Origin of the sequence: uncultured Shewanella sp. (genome assembly GCF_947491715.1) — a bacterium.
Taxonomy (GTDB): domain Bacteria; phylum Pseudomonadota; class Gammaproteobacteria; order Enterobacterales; family Shewanellaceae; genus Shewanella.
Map to the genome: position 1 here is coordinate 1 of NZ_CANLKR010000058.1, position 20439 is coordinate 20439.

At 39.4% G+C, this 20439-nt stretch carries 22 protein-coding genes and 1 tRNA gene; 13 read left to right on the forward strand and 10 right to left on the reverse strand.

The annotated features are described in order from the left end of the window. The 5 genes from Q0779_RS22400 to Q0779_RS22420 all read left to right on the forward strand — a co-directional run. Positions 1 to 626, forward strand: a 626-nt coding sequence (locus Q0779_RS22400) for a hypothetical protein (RefSeq protein ID WP_298776256.1), incomplete at its 5' end; no start/stop codon positions are given. Positions 627 to 630: 4 nt separating this feature from the next. Beyond that, on the forward strand, positions 631 to 1128 hold the full coding sequence (locus Q0779_RS22405) for a hypothetical protein (RefSeq protein ID WP_298776257.1): 498 nt from the start codon (positions 631 to 633) through the stop codon (positions 1126 to 1128). A 23-nt stretch (positions 1129 to 1151) separates the two neighbouring features. Beyond that, a complete protein-coding gene (imm48, locus tag Q0779_RS22410) occupies positions 1152 to 1556 on the forward strand; it encodes an Imm48 family immunity protein (RefSeq protein ID WP_298776259.1) in 405 nt (134 codons plus the stop codon). Between the two features lie 31 nt (positions 1557 to 1587). Next, positions 1588 to 2262, forward strand: coding sequence for a hypothetical protein (locus Q0779_RS22415; RefSeq protein ID WP_298776260.1), 675 nt, complete (start codon positions 1588 to 1590; stop codon positions 2260 to 2262). 23 nt (positions 2263 to 2285) lie between these two features. Continuing rightward, the gene (locus tag Q0779_RS22420) at positions 2286 to 2954 is read left to right on the forward strand and encodes a hypothetical protein (RefSeq protein WP_298776263.1); all 669 of its coding nucleotides are present in this window, start codon (positions 2286 to 2288) and stop codon (positions 2952 to 2954) included. 17 nt (positions 2955 to 2971) lie between these two features. Here Q0779_RS22420 and Q0779_RS22425 read toward each other — a convergent pair whose 3' ends face one another. From Q0779_RS22425 to Q0779_RS22435, 3 genes are read right to left on the reverse strand one after another with little or no spacing between them, the layout of a single operon-like run. After that, positions 2972 to 3490, reverse strand: a complete 519-nt coding sequence (locus Q0779_RS22425) for a metal-dependent hydrolase (protein WP_298776264.1) — start codon at positions 3488 to 3490, stop codon at positions 2972 to 2974. Then, the gene (locus Q0779_RS22430; protein ID WP_298776265.1) at positions 3490 to 4320 is read right to left on the reverse strand and encodes a hypothetical protein; all 831 of its coding nucleotides are present in this window, start codon (positions 4318 to 4320) and stop codon (positions 3490 to 3492) included. The genes Q0779_RS22425 and Q0779_RS22430 overlap by 1 nt, the downstream gene beginning before the upstream one ends. Continuing rightward, a complete protein-coding gene (locus tag Q0779_RS22435; RefSeq protein ID WP_298776267.1) occupies positions 4310 to 5050 on the reverse strand; it encodes a hypothetical protein in 741 nt (246 codons plus the stop codon). Before Q0779_RS22435 ends, Q0779_RS22430 begins: the two co-directional genes overlap by 11 nt. Before the next feature lie 391 nt (positions 5051 to 5441). Here Q0779_RS22435 and Q0779_RS22440 point away from each other — a divergent pair, with 391 nt between their 5' ends. Then, on the forward strand, positions 5442 to 5648 hold the full coding sequence (locus Q0779_RS22440) for a hypothetical protein (protein WP_298776270.1): 207 nt from the start codon (positions 5442 to 5444) through the stop codon (positions 5646 to 5648). A gap of 51 nt (positions 5649 to 5699) precedes the next feature. Here the strand turns inward: Q0779_RS22440 and Q0779_RS22445 are convergent, their stop codons facing one another. Both Q0779_RS22445 and Q0779_RS22450 read right to left on the reverse strand, forming a co-directional pair. Further along, positions 5700 to 6587 carry a hypothetical protein gene (locus Q0779_RS22445; RefSeq protein WP_298776272.1) on the reverse strand — a complete coding sequence of 296 codons (888 nt, stop codon included), beginning with the start codon at positions 6585 to 6587 and terminating at the stop codon, positions 5700 to 5702. Between the two features lie 273 nt (positions 6588 to 6860). Then, positions 6861 to 7196, reverse strand: coding sequence for a hypothetical protein (locus Q0779_RS22450; RefSeq protein WP_298776274.1), 336 nt, complete (start codon positions 7194 to 7196; stop codon positions 6861 to 6863). 200 nt (positions 7197 to 7396) lie between these two features. Between Q0779_RS22450 and Q0779_RS22455 the strand changes: the two genes are divergently transcribed. Together Q0779_RS22455 and Q0779_RS22460 are read left to right on the forward strand one after the other, a co-directional pair. Beyond that, complete coding sequence (locus Q0779_RS22455; RefSeq protein WP_298776277.1) at positions 7397 to 8170, forward strand: ParA family protein; 774 nt, start codon at positions 7397 to 7399, stop codon at positions 8168 to 8170. 42 nt (positions 8171 to 8212) lie between these two features. After that, the gene (locus Q0779_RS22460; protein WP_298776279.1) at positions 8213 to 8557 is read left to right on the forward strand and encodes a hypothetical protein; all 345 of its coding nucleotides are present in this window, start codon (positions 8213 to 8215) and stop codon (positions 8555 to 8557) included. Here the strand turns inward: Q0779_RS22460 and Q0779_RS22465 are convergent. Further along, positions 8554 to 9456, reverse strand: a complete 903-nt coding sequence (locus Q0779_RS22465; RefSeq protein ID WP_298776281.1) for a RepB family plasmid replication initiator protein — start codon at positions 9454 to 9456, stop codon at positions 8554 to 8556. The two genes, Q0779_RS22460 and Q0779_RS22465, sit on opposite strands and share 4 nt — an antisense overlap. Before the next feature lie 1346 nt (positions 9457 to 10802). On the opposite strand from Q0779_RS22465, the gene Q0779_RS22470 reads away from it, so the two are divergent. Beyond that, positions 10803 to 11405 (forward strand): recombinase family protein, encoded by a 603-nt coding sequence (locus tag Q0779_RS22470; protein ID WP_298776286.1) that lies wholly within the window; start codon positions 10803 to 10805, stop codon positions 11403 to 11405. A 192-nt stretch (positions 11406 to 11597) separates the two neighbouring features. On the opposite strand, the gene Q0779_RS22475 is transcribed toward Q0779_RS22470, so the two are convergent. After that, complete coding sequence (locus Q0779_RS22475) at positions 11598 to 12503, reverse strand: helix-turn-helix transcriptional regulator (protein WP_298776287.1); 906 nt, start codon at positions 12501 to 12503, stop codon at positions 11598 to 11600. A 96-nt stretch (positions 12504 to 12599) separates the two neighbouring features. Here Q0779_RS22475 and Q0779_RS22480 point away from each other — a divergent pair, with 96 nt between their 5' ends. From Q0779_RS22480 to Q0779_RS22495, 4 genes are all read left to right on the forward strand, one after another. Then, positions 12600 to 13745 carry a DNA cytosine methyltransferase gene (locus tag Q0779_RS22480; protein WP_298776289.1) on the forward strand — a complete coding sequence of 382 codons (1146 nt, stop codon included), beginning with the start codon at positions 12600 to 12602 and terminating at the stop codon, positions 13743 to 13745. Positions 13746 to 15937: 2192 nt separating this feature from the next. After that, entirely contained in the window at positions 15938 to 16672 is a 735-nt protein-coding gene (locus Q0779_RS22485) for an Eco47II family restriction endonuclease (protein ID WP_298776291.1), read from the forward strand. Between the two features lie 105 nt (positions 16673 to 16777). Next, positions 16778 to 18022, forward strand: coding sequence for a DNA (cytosine-5-)-methyltransferase (gene dcm / locus Q0779_RS22490; protein WP_298776292.1), 1245 nt, complete (start codon positions 16778 to 16780; stop codon positions 18020 to 18022). 111 nt (positions 18023 to 18133) lie between these two features. Beyond that, positions 18134 to 18209 (forward strand) — tRNA-Val (locus Q0779_RS22495). Between the two features lie 21 nt (positions 18210 to 18230). Here Q0779_RS22495 and Q0779_RS22500 read toward each other — a convergent pair. From Q0779_RS22500 to Q0779_RS22510, 3 genes are all read right to left on the reverse strand, one after another. Continuing rightward, entirely contained in the window at positions 18231 to 18551 is a 321-nt protein-coding gene (locus Q0779_RS22500) for a hypothetical protein (RefSeq protein ID WP_298776294.1), read from the reverse strand. Positions 18552 to 18775: 224 nt separating this feature from the next. Then, on the reverse strand, positions 18776 to 19378 hold the full coding sequence (locus Q0779_RS22505; protein ID WP_298776295.1) for a hypothetical protein: 603 nt from the start codon (positions 19376 to 19378) through the stop codon (positions 18776 to 18778). A 369-nt stretch (positions 19379 to 19747) separates the two neighbouring features. Next, positions 19748 to 20221 (reverse strand): hypothetical protein, encoded by a 474-nt coding sequence (locus Q0779_RS22510; protein ID WP_298776296.1) that lies wholly within the window; start codon positions 20219 to 20221, stop codon positions 19748 to 19750. Between the last annotated feature and the right edge of the window lie 218 nt (positions 20222 to 20439).

The window sequence follows — 20439 nt, forward strand, 5'->3', positions numbered from 1 at the left end:
CAGGTAAAGTGCTAGAAGAAACCGTTGAAGTGCTTGGCGAGATGAAAGACGCCCTCAAAGTGGTGCGCAACAACAACCCTAAAAAACAACTATACAAAAAAGATCCGTCCATCCCGAACCATGTCGCCGATCTCAATACCCGCACCTTTGTGACGCCTTTGAAAGAGAAGGCACCAGCGAAGGGGAATAATGATAAGGGAAATGATGAATTAATAAAAGTCCAACGTCATGGTACGCTTAAAAGAAACAATGAGATCTCTGGTCAATCACATCATTTAAATCAAAATGCTGCATTTAAATCAGTGATTCCAGAAAATGATGCAGTCGCAGTGAAATTAGAAGGTAATGCTTTTAGGGATATAGATACACCACATTATAATGCACATGAAAGTTTAGAAGCTTTTTGGCAACCTTATCGTCGGGGAGGCGCTCTTCATCCTGCGGTACCAACTAATAAAGAATATACTAAAGCGCTCTATCAATCTTTGCTTGATAGTGGAATGAGTGAAAGTAATGCTCGTGTTGCAACTAAAGCTGCGATGAAGCAAAGAGTTGAATATGGTTTATATGGGCGTGATCCTGTTCCAAGGGTACCACGTAGAATTGGTCAAAAACGTCGAGATTAAATGAATGAATGAGTTAATAGAACAAGGTATTAAGGATAAGTTTAAAGCAATAAACTTGTTCAGTAAATGTGCGACCTCTGGAGAATTCGATTTCCCAGTCAATAAACTATTTGATTGGGTTGAGGCTGAGGAAAGCTTTCTTTCTGAAGAATGGGAAGATTTTACCGAAGAAGCTGGAAATGAGCTTAGAAGCTATCTCCATGGCAATAATATCGAACAATATAGAAAATGGAACGATTATGCTCGAGAAGCTAATGATTTTATAGATACGTTCTTAATGAGTAAAATAGTAAATTATCAACAGGTTAATAATATTGACCCTATTTTTATAGATTGTGTAAAATCAGATTTAGCATTTTCAATGTTATACCAACAATATTCTATTGTGATTAAAGAAGAACTACCTCAATTTTATGATAGAATCCTTGCTATTTATAATGCAGGTTATTTTCCTTGTGGTTGGGATCCAAAGAGTTTAGACGGTATTTTGGTTGTTATTTAAATATTAAGGTAATCAATGCGATAATGGTTAATTTAAATGTTGTTGATAAAAACTATACGGAAATGTTACGTTCATTATTTGAGTTATTAGGGATGTCTTTTGAGGAAACCACTGAGCTTCAAAGGCAACTCTTAGCTGCATTTAGTTTTGGTATGCTGTCTAGAGATAGTCAAGACAAAAAACTACCAATAGAGCAAGCTTATGAAAATTCACGTTTTATGCTTATAGATATATTCGGTTATAGCAAAGTTCAAGCATCAGATTTTACTGATTTTCTTGTTAATGTCGCTTCAGATCGTTCTATTCATAGTACAATTCATGTGGTTATAAAACGGGGGGAGCAAGGCTATGTGCAATTTAAGGGCAATAAGAACCTAGATCTTAAAAATAATATTGAAGAAATATTGAATGAAGTTGCGAAAGGGTAGGCTATCTACATTACCTTAAAGTAAGTGAAATATGTCTCTATTGATTGAGAAACTTGAAGAAATATTGAAAAGATATATCTCTCGTGAGGATGGTGCAGAACTGGATTTAACTGATGATGATTGTTCATTTCGTCGTTTTTATTTTGATTCTTTGCCAATAGATGCAGCTGAAGAAGCTTTGAAGTTGTTTCCTAATGGTGATAATTTATTTAAAAAGTACTTGAATATATTGAAGTTCAAGAACGAGATGATCCGATTAAATGACGATGAACTTTGTGATTTAGTCAATGCTCATTTACATAATATTTCCCCTATTATGGATTCGCCAGAATCTCAATCTATCGTGCAATTAATTGATAGTAATAATAAAGTATACCCAGCTATATCTAAACTTGAGCTAGTACCTGGTAGTAATGTCATACATAAACATGTTTATAGCGCTATTAATGAAATTATTCTAAATGAACTCGATGACGATGATGCATATTGGATTCTTTATGATTGGTCTCTTGAATATTCCAAATGGGCTACAGTTACAGCTTATTTCTTGAGCGATTATATTGATATGTCTGAATATGAAAATATGCGTCCGATTAATTTTGAAGCAGGATTTAAATTATGGTGCAGTAGAAATAATAACAATTATTGGCTTGAAAATAATCACCTAAGTAGTGGTAAGATCATGTGTAAACCTGTGGAAATATGAATCAAGTTAGCTTACTAGGTTTCATGAAACGCTATGTAGCTGAACCTCAGCTATTGGACGTATCTCAACTTACATTAGATGAGCAAAAATCAATCCCAAAAAGCTGGCTAAGTATTTTGGCTCTAGAGGGGAAAGAACGGTTTAATAAAGCGCTGTCTTATTGGCAGCCTTTATCTGCTGAGATGTCAGAGGTTTTGTATTATTTACACAATAATATTGTGAGTATTGATTTGGTACATCATCAATATGGCTACTGTTTAGTGTATGGGGTGATATCTGAAGATGATCCTGATATTACTTACTACGAAGCACGTAACCCAAAAACAATGCAAATGTCTTCTGCAGTAGCAGATTCATGGTTATTATTGCCAGAGAATATGCGCCAGTTTTATGAGCAATTCCATAATGGTTGGTACTATTTTGCATCTGTTTCTATGGGCTTATCCCCTGTCGAAGACTTCTTCTTTTTAGCCGATGAAGAATGGGGCATTTTAGAAGATATTGACATGCCTCCTGTCGACCTTTCTAAAACATTAGCGGTGTACACTAACGGTGCGGGCGGTTATTTGTGTTTTGAATTTAAAGATGATGATGATCCAGCTGCGTTGTTATGGTGGAAAGATGAAGAGCCAGATCTTGGACTGAATTTCTGGAATTTTGCCGATGAATGGACCTTGATGGGGTTTGAATAACCCTATTAAATTACCCATCACAAAATCCTAAAGCGGTTTTTCTTCCACTCCGAGGCATCGATGATGCCTTGGTTATACATGCCTGCCCAGTCGTAAAAAAACGGTACAAAGCCACTGTCGCCGATCAGCTTCATCAGTAAAATACACAGCACGACTACCGCAAAGCTAATGCCGTATTCCACCGGATCCCCCGTTCTAAATCGGCCGCCAAACAAATGAAACCGCCTGTCACTGTAAGGCGAAAAGGGCACGCCAGAAACCGTCATGGCATCGGTGAGAATATGTGAAAAGCCGCCCCAGGCAAACGCGGCGAGAATGCCGTGATAATCAAATAAAAAGGTGGTGGCCAGTGCCGCAATCAACCAGTGAGTTAATATGTGGGTGGGCCCTCGGTGCTTAATGTGCCGACCACTGATCTTAACTATCCACTCCATCCAATCGGGCGCGGTGGCACCAATCACCACCGGCGCCACATGAATGGGCGACACCACGGCGCAGATACTGCCTGCAATGAGTGTGTGATTGATCCAGCGCATTAAGGATTTTCCCTTGCAAGCGCAGTGGGGGATGTTTGAGTAGAAGTGCTTGGCATGGGCAGAGTGGGATAGGCTTGCTTTTGCTTTTTCTTGGGCAGATCGTGCTTGGGCAGTTCGGCGATTTTCTTTAAATATTGATTCAGTCTTGGGGCTTTTACTTCATCGCACATGGCCACGATAGCGAGTCGATACTGTACGGTTTCTGCGCTGTATTGACTGATGTTGCGCTGAGTGGCGGCGACTTTTTCCATCATCAATATTTGCTCATCCACAGGCGCAATGCCTTTTTCAACCCGTACCACGGCGCGTGCTTCAAGGGCTAAATACAAGCCGATTTCACGATAAGACAAGTTGCGGTTTGCCAGTGCCTTGGCAAAACCGGCAACGGCTTTGGCGGTGAGAGTACGGCGGCGGTATTCACGGTCTCGGTCGCGGCTATCTTCGGTGGCCGAAACCAGTGGCAACTTACCTACGATGCCAATGTAATGCTCACTGAGATCTGGCCATGTGCTGCTGTCGTATTGATCATTGACTCTGCGATAGCCGGCAACAAGATCCACATCCATTTTAAAGGTCGACACTTCGGGGTAACAATTCAGCGCCGCTTGATAAATGGCATCGGGGTTAATTTTAGGTGCGGGTAACAATGAAGGGATCGCATCTTGATAGTGAGTGTCACTTTCCAATTGCGGCAGCTTAAAAGGTTGAATGTCGGGTTGTTCGGTGTTGTCTTCCCACGGGTAACCGTTTGCTAAACAGGCTTGGCTCATGAGTCCTGACAACATGGCCAGCGTCATCAACCACTGCCAGAAAGACAATCTAATCGGCACGAGCAGAGCGCCTGCCGCTGCCAAGCATTTGTAACCCGCCCAATACGATAGCCGCTTCCCAAACCCCGGCAGCGGCAAACCCGCAAATAAGCATCCACATGAGTACGCGGGTGGCATCGTAACTGGCATCACTTTCAAGCCTTGTGCGTTGTGGCTGACCACGTTCGACTATGGTGCGCAATGTCGGCGGTAAGCGGTTTTCTGAGCTAGTGCTGATAAGCCAATACTTAGCGGCTAATACACATTGGCGAGCAATTTGCAGCTTACGGCCCGTAAGCCTGTGGGCGTCATCTAAAAACAATAAAGTATTATTTTCATGCAAATAATCACTCAATGCGGTGGCTTTACTCTTTTGGCTTAAACTAGACCATTTACGTGGCCGCCTGTCCTCCGCCAGTGCCTTATCGTCTTCATTATCACTCCACCATGCTTCTACGTGGGGACAATCCAGCCATTCACTTAAGGGTTCTAAGCCGCTTAAAAAAACAGGCTCTTGCTGTATTTTTGCGCCCCAGATTGCCGCCCAATCTTCTTTGAGTCGCCATAACCAGCGGCTCTTACCTGAATCGTGGGCGCCTTCAATTAAATGGTTTTTCTGTCGTGAGAGGCTTTTTTCATGTCGTTGGTTTGAGGGGGCAAATCGACGAGGTGCATCGACAATGAGTGCATGTTTGTAAATCGCGCCGTTGGCTCTGGGGGTTGTCGCTGTCTTGAGTTTTAAATACCGCATCACTCAGCATCCTTGCAGCTTACTTTATGGACTTATTTTATGGGCTAATGTTCTAGCTGATCGGTGTGCGACCCACCTATGATTTTTCCCGTGCAAAAATAAAAAAATTTGCACAAACATAAGGGGGGATAAAAAACACACATTATAAATCTAGTACAAAAGCATTACCTGAGCCAATTAAACGAGGGTTTATTTCGAACAGTTAATGGATTGCTGATGTGAGTTGTAGTGGGAGGTATAAGATTAAAATGTATTACAAATGTAATACATTTATTATGGGTAAATGATTTTCAATAAAGTTGTTTTCTTAGTTAACTTCTTAAATTTCTTTCTTTGTATATTAACAATATGTAATATTGTTTGATTATTAGTAACTAAGAGGGATTAGTGCATGATGTATAATGCCAATATGGTAGGCAGTATGGCAATGGCATTGTTGCTTTTTATGGTTATTTTTGGGGGGGTGAGCTATATACTTGGAAAAAAACGTACAGACAATCCTAAGATTATTGCTCTAATAGGTTTTTTTCTTGGCTTGATGCCATTACTTGGTTTGTTTTATGTGGGTATGCTGCTTTTAAAAGAAAAGAAACATTGATAATTAAATTTAAGTAACTGATAAATATTATCAGTTACTTAAAGTTTTAGCTTAGAAAGTATATACGCAGGTATAAACTTGTCCTCCCCCTGAACAGACAACCTTTCCTGCAGCTGTTGAAGCTGAGCCGTTCACCACTGGTATACCTAGTGCGCCTAGTGCATTTTGGTATGCTTGATAAGATCCTTGATCTTTAAATATATAAGTGCCATTTGATAAAACAGCTTTAACTACATTCCCATTAGAGTCGACACCTTCCTTGAATCGCAACACTAAATCACCATTACTGTTTGCATAGGAAATAGTAAATACAGCACTGCTATTATCGCTAAAAGTGAACTCTATGGTCATTGTTCCTGGATTAACGACATTCATGAGCTGTGCCATCATGGTGAACCTTAGTGTTGTATATTCTATAAGGCTATGATTATTATTATAGTAATCTGAAATTTCGGTTTCTTTGTAACTTTGGCCAACAATTTCCCATACGCTTCCAGCTATTTCCGGTGGGACTGGGTTTGCTTGTAATAAATCTTCAGTCGCTTTTGTTACGCCAACTAACTCATTGAATGTTGTTTTTTTACTGCTTTCTATATTGAGTTCAGTTAATGTTAATGAGTATCTGGGGGTTTTTATTGTTCCCATTTGGCCACCGCGTCCATCAGGTTCGCCGCCGTTATCAACTTCTAAGTAACCTATAAAAGTTTTTGTGACTTCGTATTTTTTCATTTGATTGAATGGAACACCCATAACATAAATGTTAATGGTTTCTCCAATTACGGCATTTAGCTTGGCTTGTGTTTCTAATTTAGAGACGGTGTCACAACTATCACACCATAGGTATTTGTCTTCTGCTTGTGCTATTGATGGTACTGAGTAAAATAAAGTTGTAACAAGTGCTAGTAAAAATGTTTTTATAGTTAAATTTTTATATGTCATTTTTTTGATTCTACTGCTAAAAAACAATTATATTAACAGGTGTTAATATAATTACAATTAGGATAATAATTTTATATTTATGTTTTCAAGTTGGTTTTGTTAAGTTGTTTTTATCACTGCCCTCACCCATTTGCACTATGCTGACTGTGTACTAAAATGAAAGGGTTCGTTTTTAGCTGAATTTCGAACATCTCCAGAGAAGCCATCGTTTAACAGAGCGATGGCTTTTCGCCATTTATAGCCCTTGCTTCCTATTAATTTGGTTTGCTCGCTTTATTCTTGATATCGACTTAGCTTGAACGTTTTGCCATCGAGGTATTCCATTTTGGCCTTTGGTGGTACGTCTTGATCCCAATGTTGGATCTTATTTTCAATAAGCCACAGACCGATATGCTTACTCTTAACCTTATTGCACTTGTTCCAAAATGAAGGTGGTAAGTTTGCGTTGAAGCTACCCTCTTTGGTTTGGATGGTGATCTGATCCTTTGGGTGTTTGAAGATGTCTTTGAATAGGTTTTCTCGAATATCCTTGGGTATGTAGATCCCAAATCCACTGCCTGTCTTATAATTACGCTTGCCGTTATGACAAGCTGTTACGATGAATTCCATTGTTATAGACTCCAATATTTCTATTTAATATCAATGTAGTCTATTTGGGTTGTTTTTCACTTGCGATTATAAGTGTATCTCACTCTTTTGTATTACATTTGTAATACATTTTCGCTCTGTTGTGTGCAAATTAATTGGACTTTTTAAAATAGCTTAGGTTTAATAGTTTCCACCTGAAAAACTGTGATCCAAGGACAATAATGAAAACCATTGCGGTGAAAAATCAAAAGGGCGGGGTAGGGAAAACCACCTCAGCGATAAACCTAGCGGCGCAATTTGCACATCAAGGTAAGCAGGTTTTACTCATCGATCTCGACCCTCAAGCCAATGCGACCTCAGTGTTGGCTGGCGGGCAATATGAATTTGATGTCACTATCACCCATGTGTTCGATTCAGCCAAAAAATTCCCGCTGCAAAAAGCCATTATTCCGGCGATGGCCAAAGGGGAGCCCATTGCAAATTTATGTTTATGTCCAGCAGATATTCGCTTAAGTCGTGTTATCGAGCAGAGCCTGACTAAGGTCCATCGTGAACGCATTTTATTACGTCAGCTTGATACTATAAAAAGTGATTTTGATTTGGTTATTTTGGATTGCCCGCCGAACTTAAGTCTCACCTCAGTGAACGCCATGATGGCCGCCGATGTGTTTCTTATTCCGGTCGATGGTGGCTCTTTCTCGCTCAATGGCCTGTCTGATCTGCTGGATGCACTAGAAGAAGTGAAAGAAACTGATAACATTAATTTTGCGGTGTTCCGCAATGAATATGCCAAATCCAATAGCCTGATTAATAACTTTCTCGATGAGCAGTTAAGCGAGCTGGGTGACAAGGTATTAAAGACTCAGGTAAGACGCAGTGAGGCAATTGGTCAAGCCAGTGTGAGCAATGAAACGCTATTGAGTTATCAGCCAAAGAGTCCAGCCATCGAAGACTATCAAGCCCTATCAGATGAAGTCTTGGCCTTGATTGCTTAGCTTGTTTTTATCTTTTAATGTATAACAAATGTAATACACAATATGTCAAAATTGCGCGGTAGTACTGCACTTAGCAGAAGAAAAAATAAAGAAAACAAACCAAGTTCGCCTCAAGAAGAGAGCAAACAGACAAACACAGCGAATGATAAAAACCGAACAGAGAAGATCACCACAGTATCAACCAGGCGCAATGTTACTACGGGTTCCTCACCTGTACCGCTGCGCTTAACAGCCAATGATAAAGCCGAGCTGAATTTGTGGCTGGGAGAGTTAGAAGCCGCTGCAGGTAAACCCATTTCGTCGGCAAAGCTCATGCGCGGCCTCATTCACATGCGCAGTAAAATTAACACCAAAAAATTAATCGATGCCATTAAAGATGTCAGTTAGTCAGGTGCTAAAATCAGTGTTCCAGTGTCTAATGCCATGTCGGGTTGTAACAGTCGCTTGTGACGCTGATCAATGAGGTAATATTGCTCACCGTATTTTGTCTCAAAAGCGCCTGCAATATAACCAATGCTTTCTAATTTTTTGATGCCGTTTTTGATCTTACGATTGGCTTCTTTCTTTGATGTCGACAATCTCAATCGTTCTCTCAGGCGTTTAAATGAAACAGGGTGAGGATCCTCAGGCAAGGATGTAAAAAACAGATACAGGCATTGCGCGACTTCAGCGCGAGGGAGTTTGCCCAATACTTGCAAGCTAACCAACACTTGATAATCCAACCGATACAGATCCCAGAGCTTTTCATCTGCTGTAAGCTCCACGAGATCCATATCGCCATCGTACATTGCGCGCAATAGCATGTTGGTGTGTGTGGCCTTATCCGCGTTCTTGCGCTTTAATGTGAGGCTTTGGCTTTGAATACGCCCGAGTGATTCACCGATCTGCATGCGCAAATTTTTATCAAAGCGTCTGCTTGGATAACCGCAATATTTCGCAAAATCAATAAAACTCAATTTAACCACATTAGACGCATAACCGTACTTGGTGAACACCTTTAAAATGCCGCACCAGACTTTAAAATCTGTTTCCACATTGAGTCGTTGGCCTCGCACCGTCACGCTATCGTAGCCTTCCTTTTGGCACAGTTCCAATTGCACTAAATCTTTGCTGAGATCCAGCTTATTGATTTTGTCGGCGTCTTGCTTAATATTGCGGCCTACTGGCGTAAAAACACCTGTGCGCAGGAGCACATTGGGTTGTATGCTGGTATGAGGGGAGAGCTGATAAAGATTGTCGTAAACAATAGCACCATGACTGTCGGGCTGCTTCTGTGCTGGATCCATGTTTCTTCCTGTTGATTAACCCAGCTAGAATACACCATACAACCCAAATAGAGTACACCAAATTTACTAAGTTAATCTTGTTGTTCGTCATCTTTATGTAATACATGGTGTGACGTTGTAAAGTCGCGAGCATTAATTAATCAGTTTTTACTAAAATAGCCACTGAAAAACGAAAATGAGTCATAAAACCTTGCTCATTTTTTCGTCCAATTAGAATACACCCCCGTTTTCAGTGGTTAAAAAACAATCCAATTAGAATACACCCATGTACACAATTAGAATACACCCTATCTAATTGATGTTTAATTTATAAACAAATTGGCGCGATAAAAGTCGTGCAAATGCGGTATCGATAGAATGGGGTGTTTTTGTTGTGGATAAGTCCATAATAGTCCTTGAATAAGTTTGCGTTACTTTCCTTGTTAACCATTGATTAATCTACAGAAAAATACCAAATCATGCAAATAGGAATAAATGACTATTTTTACCCAATTAGAGTACACCACCTACCCAATTAGAGTACACCACCTACCCAATTAGAGTACACCACTTACCCAATTAGAGTACACCACCCTCCTCTGTAGCCCTTGATACAGCTGGGCTGTAGCGATCCTTGGATCTATTAGGATCTTTAAGGATCTTTATGGTTATTAAGATCGCTGATTTTGTGGATAAATGTGCTTTTTAGCAAAAAAATCGCGAAAAAAAGCCAAGACAAAACCCCTCTCAGGGGCGGTGCCCCTGCCGGCCCTTCCCGCGCTTCGCGCCCTCCGGCACACCCCCTAACAGCAACAGTCAAAATCAAAACCAAAAAACACAGCACAAACAAATAACGGATCGGCAATTCGTGGCTACCGCCACGGCCGACATACAAGAATAAACCCAACCCTGATTTTGCCTACGGCCTTTTGGGCTGCTGAGTAACATCCACCCCGCTACAACAGCGTCGCTACGCTCAAGTCTTGCAACAAGAAATAAAAAGACCTTCAAAACAGCTTCATTTTCGCAATTTAAGCACTAATAGACGCTTTTAAAGCTTTTTTTCATATCTTGGAGGGGGTTTAAAAAGAAAGGCGCTTAAAATGCGTCTGAGAGCTTCATGGTACAAAGAATATTCAATCTGACTTATTGAGTCTTAGTGCTTCGCTAACACATTGCTTGCTCAAGGATCGTATAAGATCCTTTTTTTGATCGCAAAATAAGCGCCATCTGTACGAAAAAAGTCATATGTGTGCTATAGTTTATTGTACGAATATAATCCCAGTTGGTATCCAGTTATCACCCAAAAAAGGGTTTGTATTCCGTTCAAATTTTTTGATATCACATCAATAAAAGAGGCAGTAACTATGGCTAATTTCGCTTATCTTCGAGTATCGACAGACAAACAAGATGTTGATAATCAAAAGCATGGAATATTAGAGTATGCCAATCAACATCAAATCAGCGGCTTAACTTTCGTTGAAGATACCGTCAGCGGTAAAAAGAAATGGCGCGACAGAAAACTGGGCGAATTAATTAACAGTTTGTGTGCGGGTGATGTCATCGTGTTTGCCGAAGTGTCTCGCATGGCCAGGAGCACGTTACAGGTGCTCGAAATTCTCGAACAATGCATGGAAAAAGACGTCCATGTGTATATCGCCAAACAACAGATGCGCCTCGATGGCACCATGCAAAGTCGCATTACCGCCACCGTACTGGGATTGGCCGCTGAAATTGAGCGGGAGTTTATTTCCCTTCGGACACGTGAAGCCCTCGCCGCCCGTAAAGCCTCCGGCATGATCTTAGGTCGCCCCAAAGGCCCTGCAACTAATACTAAGCTGGATAAACACCGCAATGCCATTGTCGATTATCTCGCGAAAGATCTCAGCGTGCGCTCCATCGCCAAACTGATCGAACAACCGCCCACCACAGTCAATGATTACATTCGCAGGCATAAGCTAAGGGCATGAGTTGCGAGATCTAGGATGGAAATAAGCACATCACGAAAAAACATCAGGGACAAGAATCTTAGGGTGGCTTGTGACCTATTTTTTGTGAGTAAGGACTGATGCATACAACGGATCTTATGGTAAATAAGCATGATATACGCCACCCTCACCAGCGACTTTATAGTTCAGCGGAAATATATTCCGAATTCAAGGCTAATTGAAACCCACGTACTTACCGTCAGCTTTATGGGCATAAGGTAAATGTCTAGATATGTAATAAACAAGGTGCATTTTATTGAAAACATCTGTTTTAATAACAGCTGTTTTACCTGAATCTCCCTCTGTATTACTACAAGAGAAATCCTCTTCAGTTAAATGACCTACCTTAACTTCCCAAATCCAAACCGTATCACCACGATTTTCCTTTCCTCGATTAAAATTACCTTGCTTATCTCCCAAAATATATCGAAAAGTGATGTAAGTTCCCGCTTTAGGAAGATGACCTTTTGGTTTATTAGTTTCCAAAGCCATTTTAAGCTCTAAATTTACAGCTGGTTCTGATTGAGGAAGCAAGTCTGGATATGTATGGGGTTTGTTTCTAGCATAAAGACCATTCGAATAATCAGCTATCCCACCCCCGACCATGTTTCCTACCATAGAAGAAAGGTTTGCAAGTTCCACTAAATGTGCAATAGGTAAAGATCCCTTTCCTATCAATTGCTCGTCAATTGTGTCCAAGGTTTGATAGCAGGCATCAATTGCACCTAGAAGGGTTGAGCCATCAACGCCAATAGTCTCAATTAACTTATCCTCATTTCGCAAAAATTCTCTGTTAGGGGTTCGATTTTGGTGAAACTCAGCTAACTGTTGTGCATTTATCTTTCCCCTTCCCACTAACTCTGCTTCCTGAATCAATTCACTTAGAGGTATTTGAAGTGCGCTTGCTATCTGAGATGCAACTTGAAGCGTAGGGCTTCGTTCGTTACGTTCGAGAAGCCCAATTGTCGTTCTGTGAACCCCAGCTAAATCAGCAAGTTGCTCAATAGTTAACTTTTTCCCCTCCCTTATTTTTTTAGCTAGTTCAATAAAAGAATTTGTTATACTTGTTTCCTTTTCCATACAGCCTCCATCGAAGAAAATCAAACATTCTATGAGGCTTGACTGTCAATAACTACGAGACTATAGTCTCCACCGGATATTAATATCGGTGACTCTATGAAGGTATTTGATTTATTTTGCGGAACAGGGGGCTTTTCTAAAGGTCTTGAAAATTCTACCGAAGGTAATTTTGATGTACGTTTTGGTATAGATCTTCTTGAAACCTCAGTAGGAACCTTTAAATTAAACCATAAAAATGCTATCGGTCTTAGCAAGGATATAAGAACTGTACGACGCCATGATGTTGAAGTCTTGACGGGTATTAAAAGAGGTGAACTAGATGTACTTGTTGGTGGCCCTCCTTGTCAGGGTTTCTCATCTATTAGACCCTTTAGATCATCAAATGATGACGACCCACGAAATTCGCTATTCGAAGAATATGCTTCTTTTGTGAATTACTTCCGCCCAAAAACTTTTATTCTTGAAAACGTTGTTGGTTTAGCCACTCACAAAAAGGGAATTACGCTTGAGATAATGCAAGAGTGCTTTAAAGAGATTGGCTACGACACTGATTGGAAGCTTCTAAATGCTGCACATTTTGGTGTACCTCAAAAGCGCGAACGTTTTGTGATGATTGGAGTAGAAAAAGGCGGTAAAATTCTATTTCCTTCTCCATCTCATCATCACAAAGGAGCAACGATTGGCCATAAAGACAGGTCAAGAGTAATTGAGCCAATAAAGTATAATCCATGTCATACAGAAGCATTACTTCCTGCCATTTCTACGATGGAAGCTATAGGTGATTTACCTCCAATAGCCTCTGGAGAAAAAACTGAGAGCTATACGTCCACACCAAAGACTGATTACCAAAAAGCTCGTCGAAAAAAAAAGAATAACCTTGAACTTCATATTGCAACTAAGCACTCCGAAAAAATGATGGAAATAATCAAGCATTCTGGAAAGAACATTAGTTGCATCCCGAAACACCTTATTACAAGTGGATTTAGCAGCTGCTATAGTCGCTTAGATGCTAATGAACCCGCAGTAACGATAACAGTAAACTTCGTTCATCCTGCTTCTAATCGATGCATACATCCTATTTTAAATAGAGCCCTTACCCCAAGGGAAGGAGCCAGACTACAATCTTTTGATGATGACTTTAAATTCTTTGGTAGCCGAACTCAAATAACTAAACAAATCGGAAATGCTGTCCCTCCGTTGCTAGGAAAAGCTCTAGGTAAAGTAATTACTCATATAATCTGAAGAGTGCGAACCTTTGTTTTATATAGTGCGCATCCTTGTTTAATGTGATGAACAAGGATGCGCACTATATTTTTACAACGTTGACAAAATGTGTATGACCAGTAATTTTTGAATCAAATATAACAAATTCCCAGTTAAGGCGACCCCAATACACACAATTTAAGTTATGGTCAATAGCCCATTTAAGGCACGAAAACAGCGCTTAGGCACCGAAAAATGCTCAAACAGACGATCTCATACAGCTAAACGATCATTTTCAGCCTCAAAAGCGCCGATCAAAATAGTACGAAAAAACCACCTCATTGAATAAATAAAATACAGGGTTTGGTTAGAACGCCATTAAGCTATCAAAGGCTTTTTATTTCATTATTTGACCTTATTTCACTCACACCCAGATTGTTTTTATTATGACTTTAGTTATAAAGGATTATTGTTAATGGAATTTTATTTGGTAGTGTATCGCGTATTGTTGAACAAATTGTCTTTTGAAAAATACTGCCGAATAGGCAGCTTAGAAAAATGTCGGGCATACGTTTTTTGTTAGACAATGTTAACTGCCGCACAGGCAGCTTTGTAAAAGTAAAAGACACGATGAAATGCTTAAGGTACTGGAGAAAAATAAGCAGAATTAAAGACTCAAGACCCAAAACCCGCAGCCCCACACCCAGAGCCGCTTTCATCTCTTTCATTAAACGCTGTGCAGGCTACCTTATACCCGCCCACCATCTTTTTTTCTGCCTTTGCAAGCGACTTTCCCATCAGTGCCATTCTGCGCGCAACCAATAAAGCCAGGAAAATAAAGCATCCTGAATAACAAAAAGACACCTGTCTTCAATGGTTGCGCTGGTTTGACGGCATATGCAGAGAATAACCTCAGGTAAAGGCAAGGGGAGGCTTAGGTTTTACTCTGCATATGCCTTACAAAACATGTCACTGTTTGCCATGCCCAATGCCGTTTCAGTCGCTTGCCAAAGGCAGTCTGTATTGCTTTCCACCCAACAAGGTAACCTGCACAGCGTTTAAAAAAACAAGGCCATCAAAGCGGCCCTTGCCACACCCTAAGCCTGTGGGGCTGCTCCCGCGCGGCTCGCAATGGCCGCGTTGTTGCTTTGGCGTTTGAGTTCCGTTCACCTTAAAAGCCAAGCATAAAAACAAGCAAAACGCCCTGTGACCGAAATAAACGGTAAAGCATGTTTGTTTCGGTCATTATAGTGCGGATTAAACCCAATATTTCGCGCTCATAGTGTACGAGTTAAACGGTGGTTATTCTCGTTCGATTTTGATCATGGTGATGTCTATTCGTTATAAAGATTGGGTTTAATTGCCAGTTTATGCATAACAGTAAAAGCAACAGCGCCACTACCGCCCCCACCCGCTTGTAGGCGAGGCCAAGGGCAATGCATGACATCAGTGTTATTTTTTTAGCTGTTTTAGCTAAGCAATCCCTAATACGGCTTCACCATAAAACAAATTAAACGCAACAAAATGCATAAGGCCACACGTTTTAATTGTTTTTCTCCATGACTTACATCTTAGGCAGAATAGCCAAAGGTTAGTGCAAGGTGAGGCTTTGGCTTTACTGCCCAAGCCGCTCATCAATCAGCCGTCTTTATGCCAAACCCAATGCCTATTGCTTAGCTAAAAACATCTCAGCCCTAAATAACAGGTAGTTGTTAACCCCTCAGCCATGCATTGCCCTTGGCCATGTTTTCCCCGCCCACGGTCGGTGTGGCCAAGCAAGGTTATGTGAGTGGAATGGTAAAAGTGAAAAAAACATAAGCACAAAGCTGACAGGCGACAAGCACAATCAAGTGCTAAGAATAAGTTCCGTTCCGCTGGCAAAAGGCATGCCTCGCGGACCACCATATCCCCCACCCGCCAACGCTGCGCCCCTTTTTTAAAAACATCGCTAAAAGAGGGCGCAGCACGGGTGTGTCGGTGGAAAGAGGAGTGATTGGTTCTAGTGTATGTTACGAGTGAAGTTTGTCATCAAATAAAAGCGATAAAACCAAAAAAACACAGGCCTTAAATGTCTATCTTATAAAAAGAGGGTAATGTAATACATTTAAGGCCTGTGATACTTATAAAATAAGAAAAGCGAAGCTACGGAGTCCTAACACCTAGTATGCGGCTTTTGTTGTTTATCTAAATTTTTTTTTATATTATGATTTTTTCTTAAAAAACGGATTCTTATGGCTTATTTAAATTATTTGGAAGATGATAAAATAACAAGTTTAGTAAAAGAAGTTCTTGATATTGGGATAAATAAGAAAAAATCTGCGATAAAGGATTTTAGTAAAAATGTCATTGATCCTTTTTCAGCTTTATTTGATTCAGCAGTTTCTGAAGTTGATCATGAAACATGGAAAAATACAGAGCTTGTACGCCAATGCCAAAAAACGTTAGTAAACCATATCGGTAATCTTCATCAAAAAATTTTAGGTGAGGTTGATGATTGGAAAGATCTTGGTGTGGGTGGAGTTGTCGATTTAGTTTGCCATAACCAGAAAATTATAGCTGAAGTTAAAAATAAATATAATACAGTCACTGGTGGTAAGCTTGCTGATCAATATTATTCACTAGAAAGGTTAGTGAATCCTAAAAACAGCCAATATAAAGGATATACAGCTTATTTTGTAAATATTATTCCTAAAAAACCTGTTCGTTTTAATGAATGTTTTCAACCTTCTGATAAAGAGAAGGGGTTGAAATGTCAACCTTTGGATAGTATTAGAATTATAGATGGGGCTAGTTTTTATTCTTTAGTAACTGGTCGTAATGATGCTTTACTTGAATTATATAATGCTTTACCTCTTATTATCGAAAATATTTATCGTTCAGAATATAAACAGCCTACTTTTTCTTTACCGAATAAACAAGAATTTAAACAATATTTTAATGATGCTTTTGTTAGTTTAGATGATTGATTTTGATATTGAGCATAAATAATAACCATGAATAAGGTTTGACTTTTGCACTGTATGCAAATACAGTGCAACCTAAAGTTTACTGAATGTTCGATTTAATCCAAAATGATTCCTGATTTTTATACAATCGCACAAGTTGCAGACATATTAAGTGTTTCAAAAGAAACACTTAGAAGATGGGATAAAAATGGTACATTAATATCAGAGCGCTGCTCTGATAATAATTATCGAATCTACCATCGTTCACAATTGGAGCATTTTGAACAGGCCAGATTATTGTTCAATAGCAAGTGGGATGAGGAAATTAAAGTGCGTCCTCTACGTAACTTTAAATTATTAGAGTTATTTGCAGGAGGTGGTGGTTTAGCTTTAGGTATGGAAAAAGCAGGCTTTGAATCAGTTTTTTTGAATGAACTAGATAAACATGCTTGCAATACACTTAGGGAAAATCGTCCAAATTGGAATGTTGTTGAAGGTGATATATCTGATATATGTTTTAAAGAATACGAAAACCAGATTGATATATTAACAGGTGGTTTCCCTTGCCAAGCATTTTCTTATGCAGGTAAAAAACTAGGCTTTGAAGACACTAGGGGAACATTATTCTTTGAGTTTGCTCGTGCTGTAAAAGAGATTAAGCCTAAGGTGATAGTTGCTGAAAATGTGAAGGGACTGTTGAATCATAATGATGGTGAAACTATTTCTGCAATAAAAAATGTTATTGATGAATTGGGGTATGATTTAATTGAACCTCGTGTTTTAAAAGCTGTTTTTTATCAAGTACCTCAAAAAAGGGAACGTCTTTTTTTAATAGCAACACGTAGAGATTTAACACCGAATGTATCCTTTGATTGGCCTTCTCCTTATTCGAGAATAATGACGATGAGGGATGCATTGAAAAAAGGCCTTTTGTTCGAATCTGATGTTCCAGATTCTATTGGTCAATTGTACCCGAAAAGGAAAGCTGAAATATTATCTCAGGTGCCACAAGGTGGTTATTGGCGTAATTTAACGGATGATTTACAACGTGAGTACATGAAAAAAAGTTATTTTCTTGGCGGTGGAAAAACAGGTATGGCGAGGCGCTTAGCGTGGGATGAGCCTTCATTAACTTTAACTTGCTCTCCAGCTCAGAAACAGACAGAACGTTGTCACCCTGAAGAGACACGTCCTTTAACAGTTAGAGAATATGCTAGAATACAAACCTTTCCTGATGAATGGTTGTTTTCTGGTCCAATCACGTCTCAATATAAGCAAATAGGTAACGCTGTGCCTGTTAATTTATCTTATGCTATTGGTCGTTCGTTAATATCGCTTCTTAATGAGATTGAAAGCACTGATTTCAATTGATATGTATACCATGGAAGTTAGTTACTTGTTCTCTTTTTAATCAATTGATAAATAATGGGGAATATTATTTGACTCTGGCTGTATTCCCCATATAATACGAGTCCTCAATAAGGTCGCTTAGCTCAGTCGGGAGAGCACTTCCCTTACAAGGAAGGGGTCACTGGTTCGAACCCAGTAGCGACCACCATCTATTCTTTTATATATCCCATTAGTGCTCCTTAGCATCAAAAAATGGCTTTAGATCTATTGCGTGTTCAGTTTCAAACACCACTTCTGTGCTGGTGAGTTCTGGGGCGTTTTCATCGCCTTCGTTCTCGGCCAGCATGATAGTGTATCGTGCATCGCTGTCGTTTTCTCTGTCATCAACATTGGGTCTTTCTACCCAAAGCACATAAAAGTGATTGCCCTTCTTGAAGTAGAAGCTAGGGCTGACATCATTGTGCCAACTTCTATCGGTTAAAAAAGAGTAATCGGTAAGGTTAAACCCTAGTTCAAATTTATCTCCAAACTCTTTTTGGTATAAATGCATCGCCTTACCTTAGTGTTTTATTCTGTTTGATTTTATATTTTACACAGTTATAAAATCAAAATAAAGCAGTTGGTTATAACGTTTTATGTATTACAAATGTAATACATTTATAAGTGATAATGCTTATAAATACTGATAACTAGCATTGAAAAATAGAAAAAAGCGAAGCTACGGAGTCCGTTATTTTTGATGGATAAGTCTAGTATGCGGCTTTTGGTGATCGGTTAGCTGATTTGTCTAATGTTTACTGCTGATGCAGGTTCTGTTGTCGGCGGATTATCAAATTTAGTTTGTTTCTCTACTAACTGCTTAGCATTGTCAGCCATGTTAAATCGTCGACAAAAGAAAAAAGCGTATAAGCAAGGTGATAGAATTAATACTATTTTTTCTAAAATGTTTGCGTTGATCTCGACAATAGGCATCAAAAAGAGTTGGATAAAAGCTAAGCCAAAGAAAAATACAGCACCTGTTATATTTGCAACACGCATTTTTTGTAGGTTGTATTTTTCTTTACAAATGATCCTCTTATTGATTTTATCAAAATCTAAATATCGCTTTGCGGCGACAAAGGTTCTTAATGCTTTGGGTGAATCTTTTAATTCTAGGATGTATTTGATGACCTTTAGATCAATATCTTTACTACCCGCTATCGCTTGATAACCTTTTTGTAAGGCGAAGGGGTGTAAGTTATTTTCGGTTAAAAATGCTTTTGCAAATTCATATTCTTCTCGCATGCTCGTTTGCTGTGTCGAGTAAATTTTATAAGCAATACCTATTAAGCTTCCTAATGTGCTGATCACTCCAATGATAATGAATATTTGAGTCATTATTTATCCCTTCCTTGTATGTGTGAGCCCTTTTGCATCGAACAGTATCAAACTCGATAGGGTTTACCATCGCCCGTATTTCCCATTTTTTCCTTTTTCAAAAACCACGCAGTGTTCGCAGTTTTAAACCGCTGTGGATGAGCAACAAAAACTCATGGCGGCTTGGGATAAGCCCCATTCTGTCAAAAGAGGGCAGTCACAAAATGGGAATGCACTCGCGCTAAGCGTATCAAAAACATTCAAGGCAACGTCAACCCAGTGGTTGCCAGTCGCTGTAAAGCTGCTGGTTTTTAATAGATTATTTTAGTTTTGAAAAAATTAAATGTATTACAAATGTAATACATTTGTCGGCTATATTATGTATTTTTACTAGTTGGCCGCTTGCTCTTTCTTCTCACTTGGTATGAATTCCCAATGCTTCCAAGGTTCAAAAATTTCTAACAGGTTAACAAAATCTCTTTGCCCCCATTGCATGACAATATAGTCCTCAATATTACTACTAAGGGTTTCAAAGCTAACATCATTAAACACGTTAATTTGATAATGAGATGAATCCCAGGCGCCAATTTTATTAATGTCTGGCAAGTAGAGTAATATCCCTTCAGGGTCGTAATGCTCTGAAGCCTTTATCAAATTCAACGCTCTTCCTAAGTAAGTGCCATGATAGTCATTAGGATCTTCTGATTTTGGCGTAAAATATTCATTATCATCATCTAATTCATAGCTATATATTTCAGGGTTAAACTCATGCAATTCCGATGAGTTGCACAGCGTGAATTCACCTTCCGAAGTGTTGATGATCCTATTTTTATCTGTTAAATATGTTTTAATTTTATCTAGCAAAACGACTTATCCTTTATTCATTTTTGATGACAATATAACGAAGGTAAATTCAACGCTATGTATTACAAATGTAATACATTTAAGGCCTGCAATGCTTTTTAAATAAGAAAGGCGGAGCTACGTTGTGTTCGCAGTTTGGAGCCGCCTTAATGGCTGATATCAATAACCCAAGGGGTAAAATAGTACTGATAACAGGCTTTATCGTAGCCCGGTTCGTT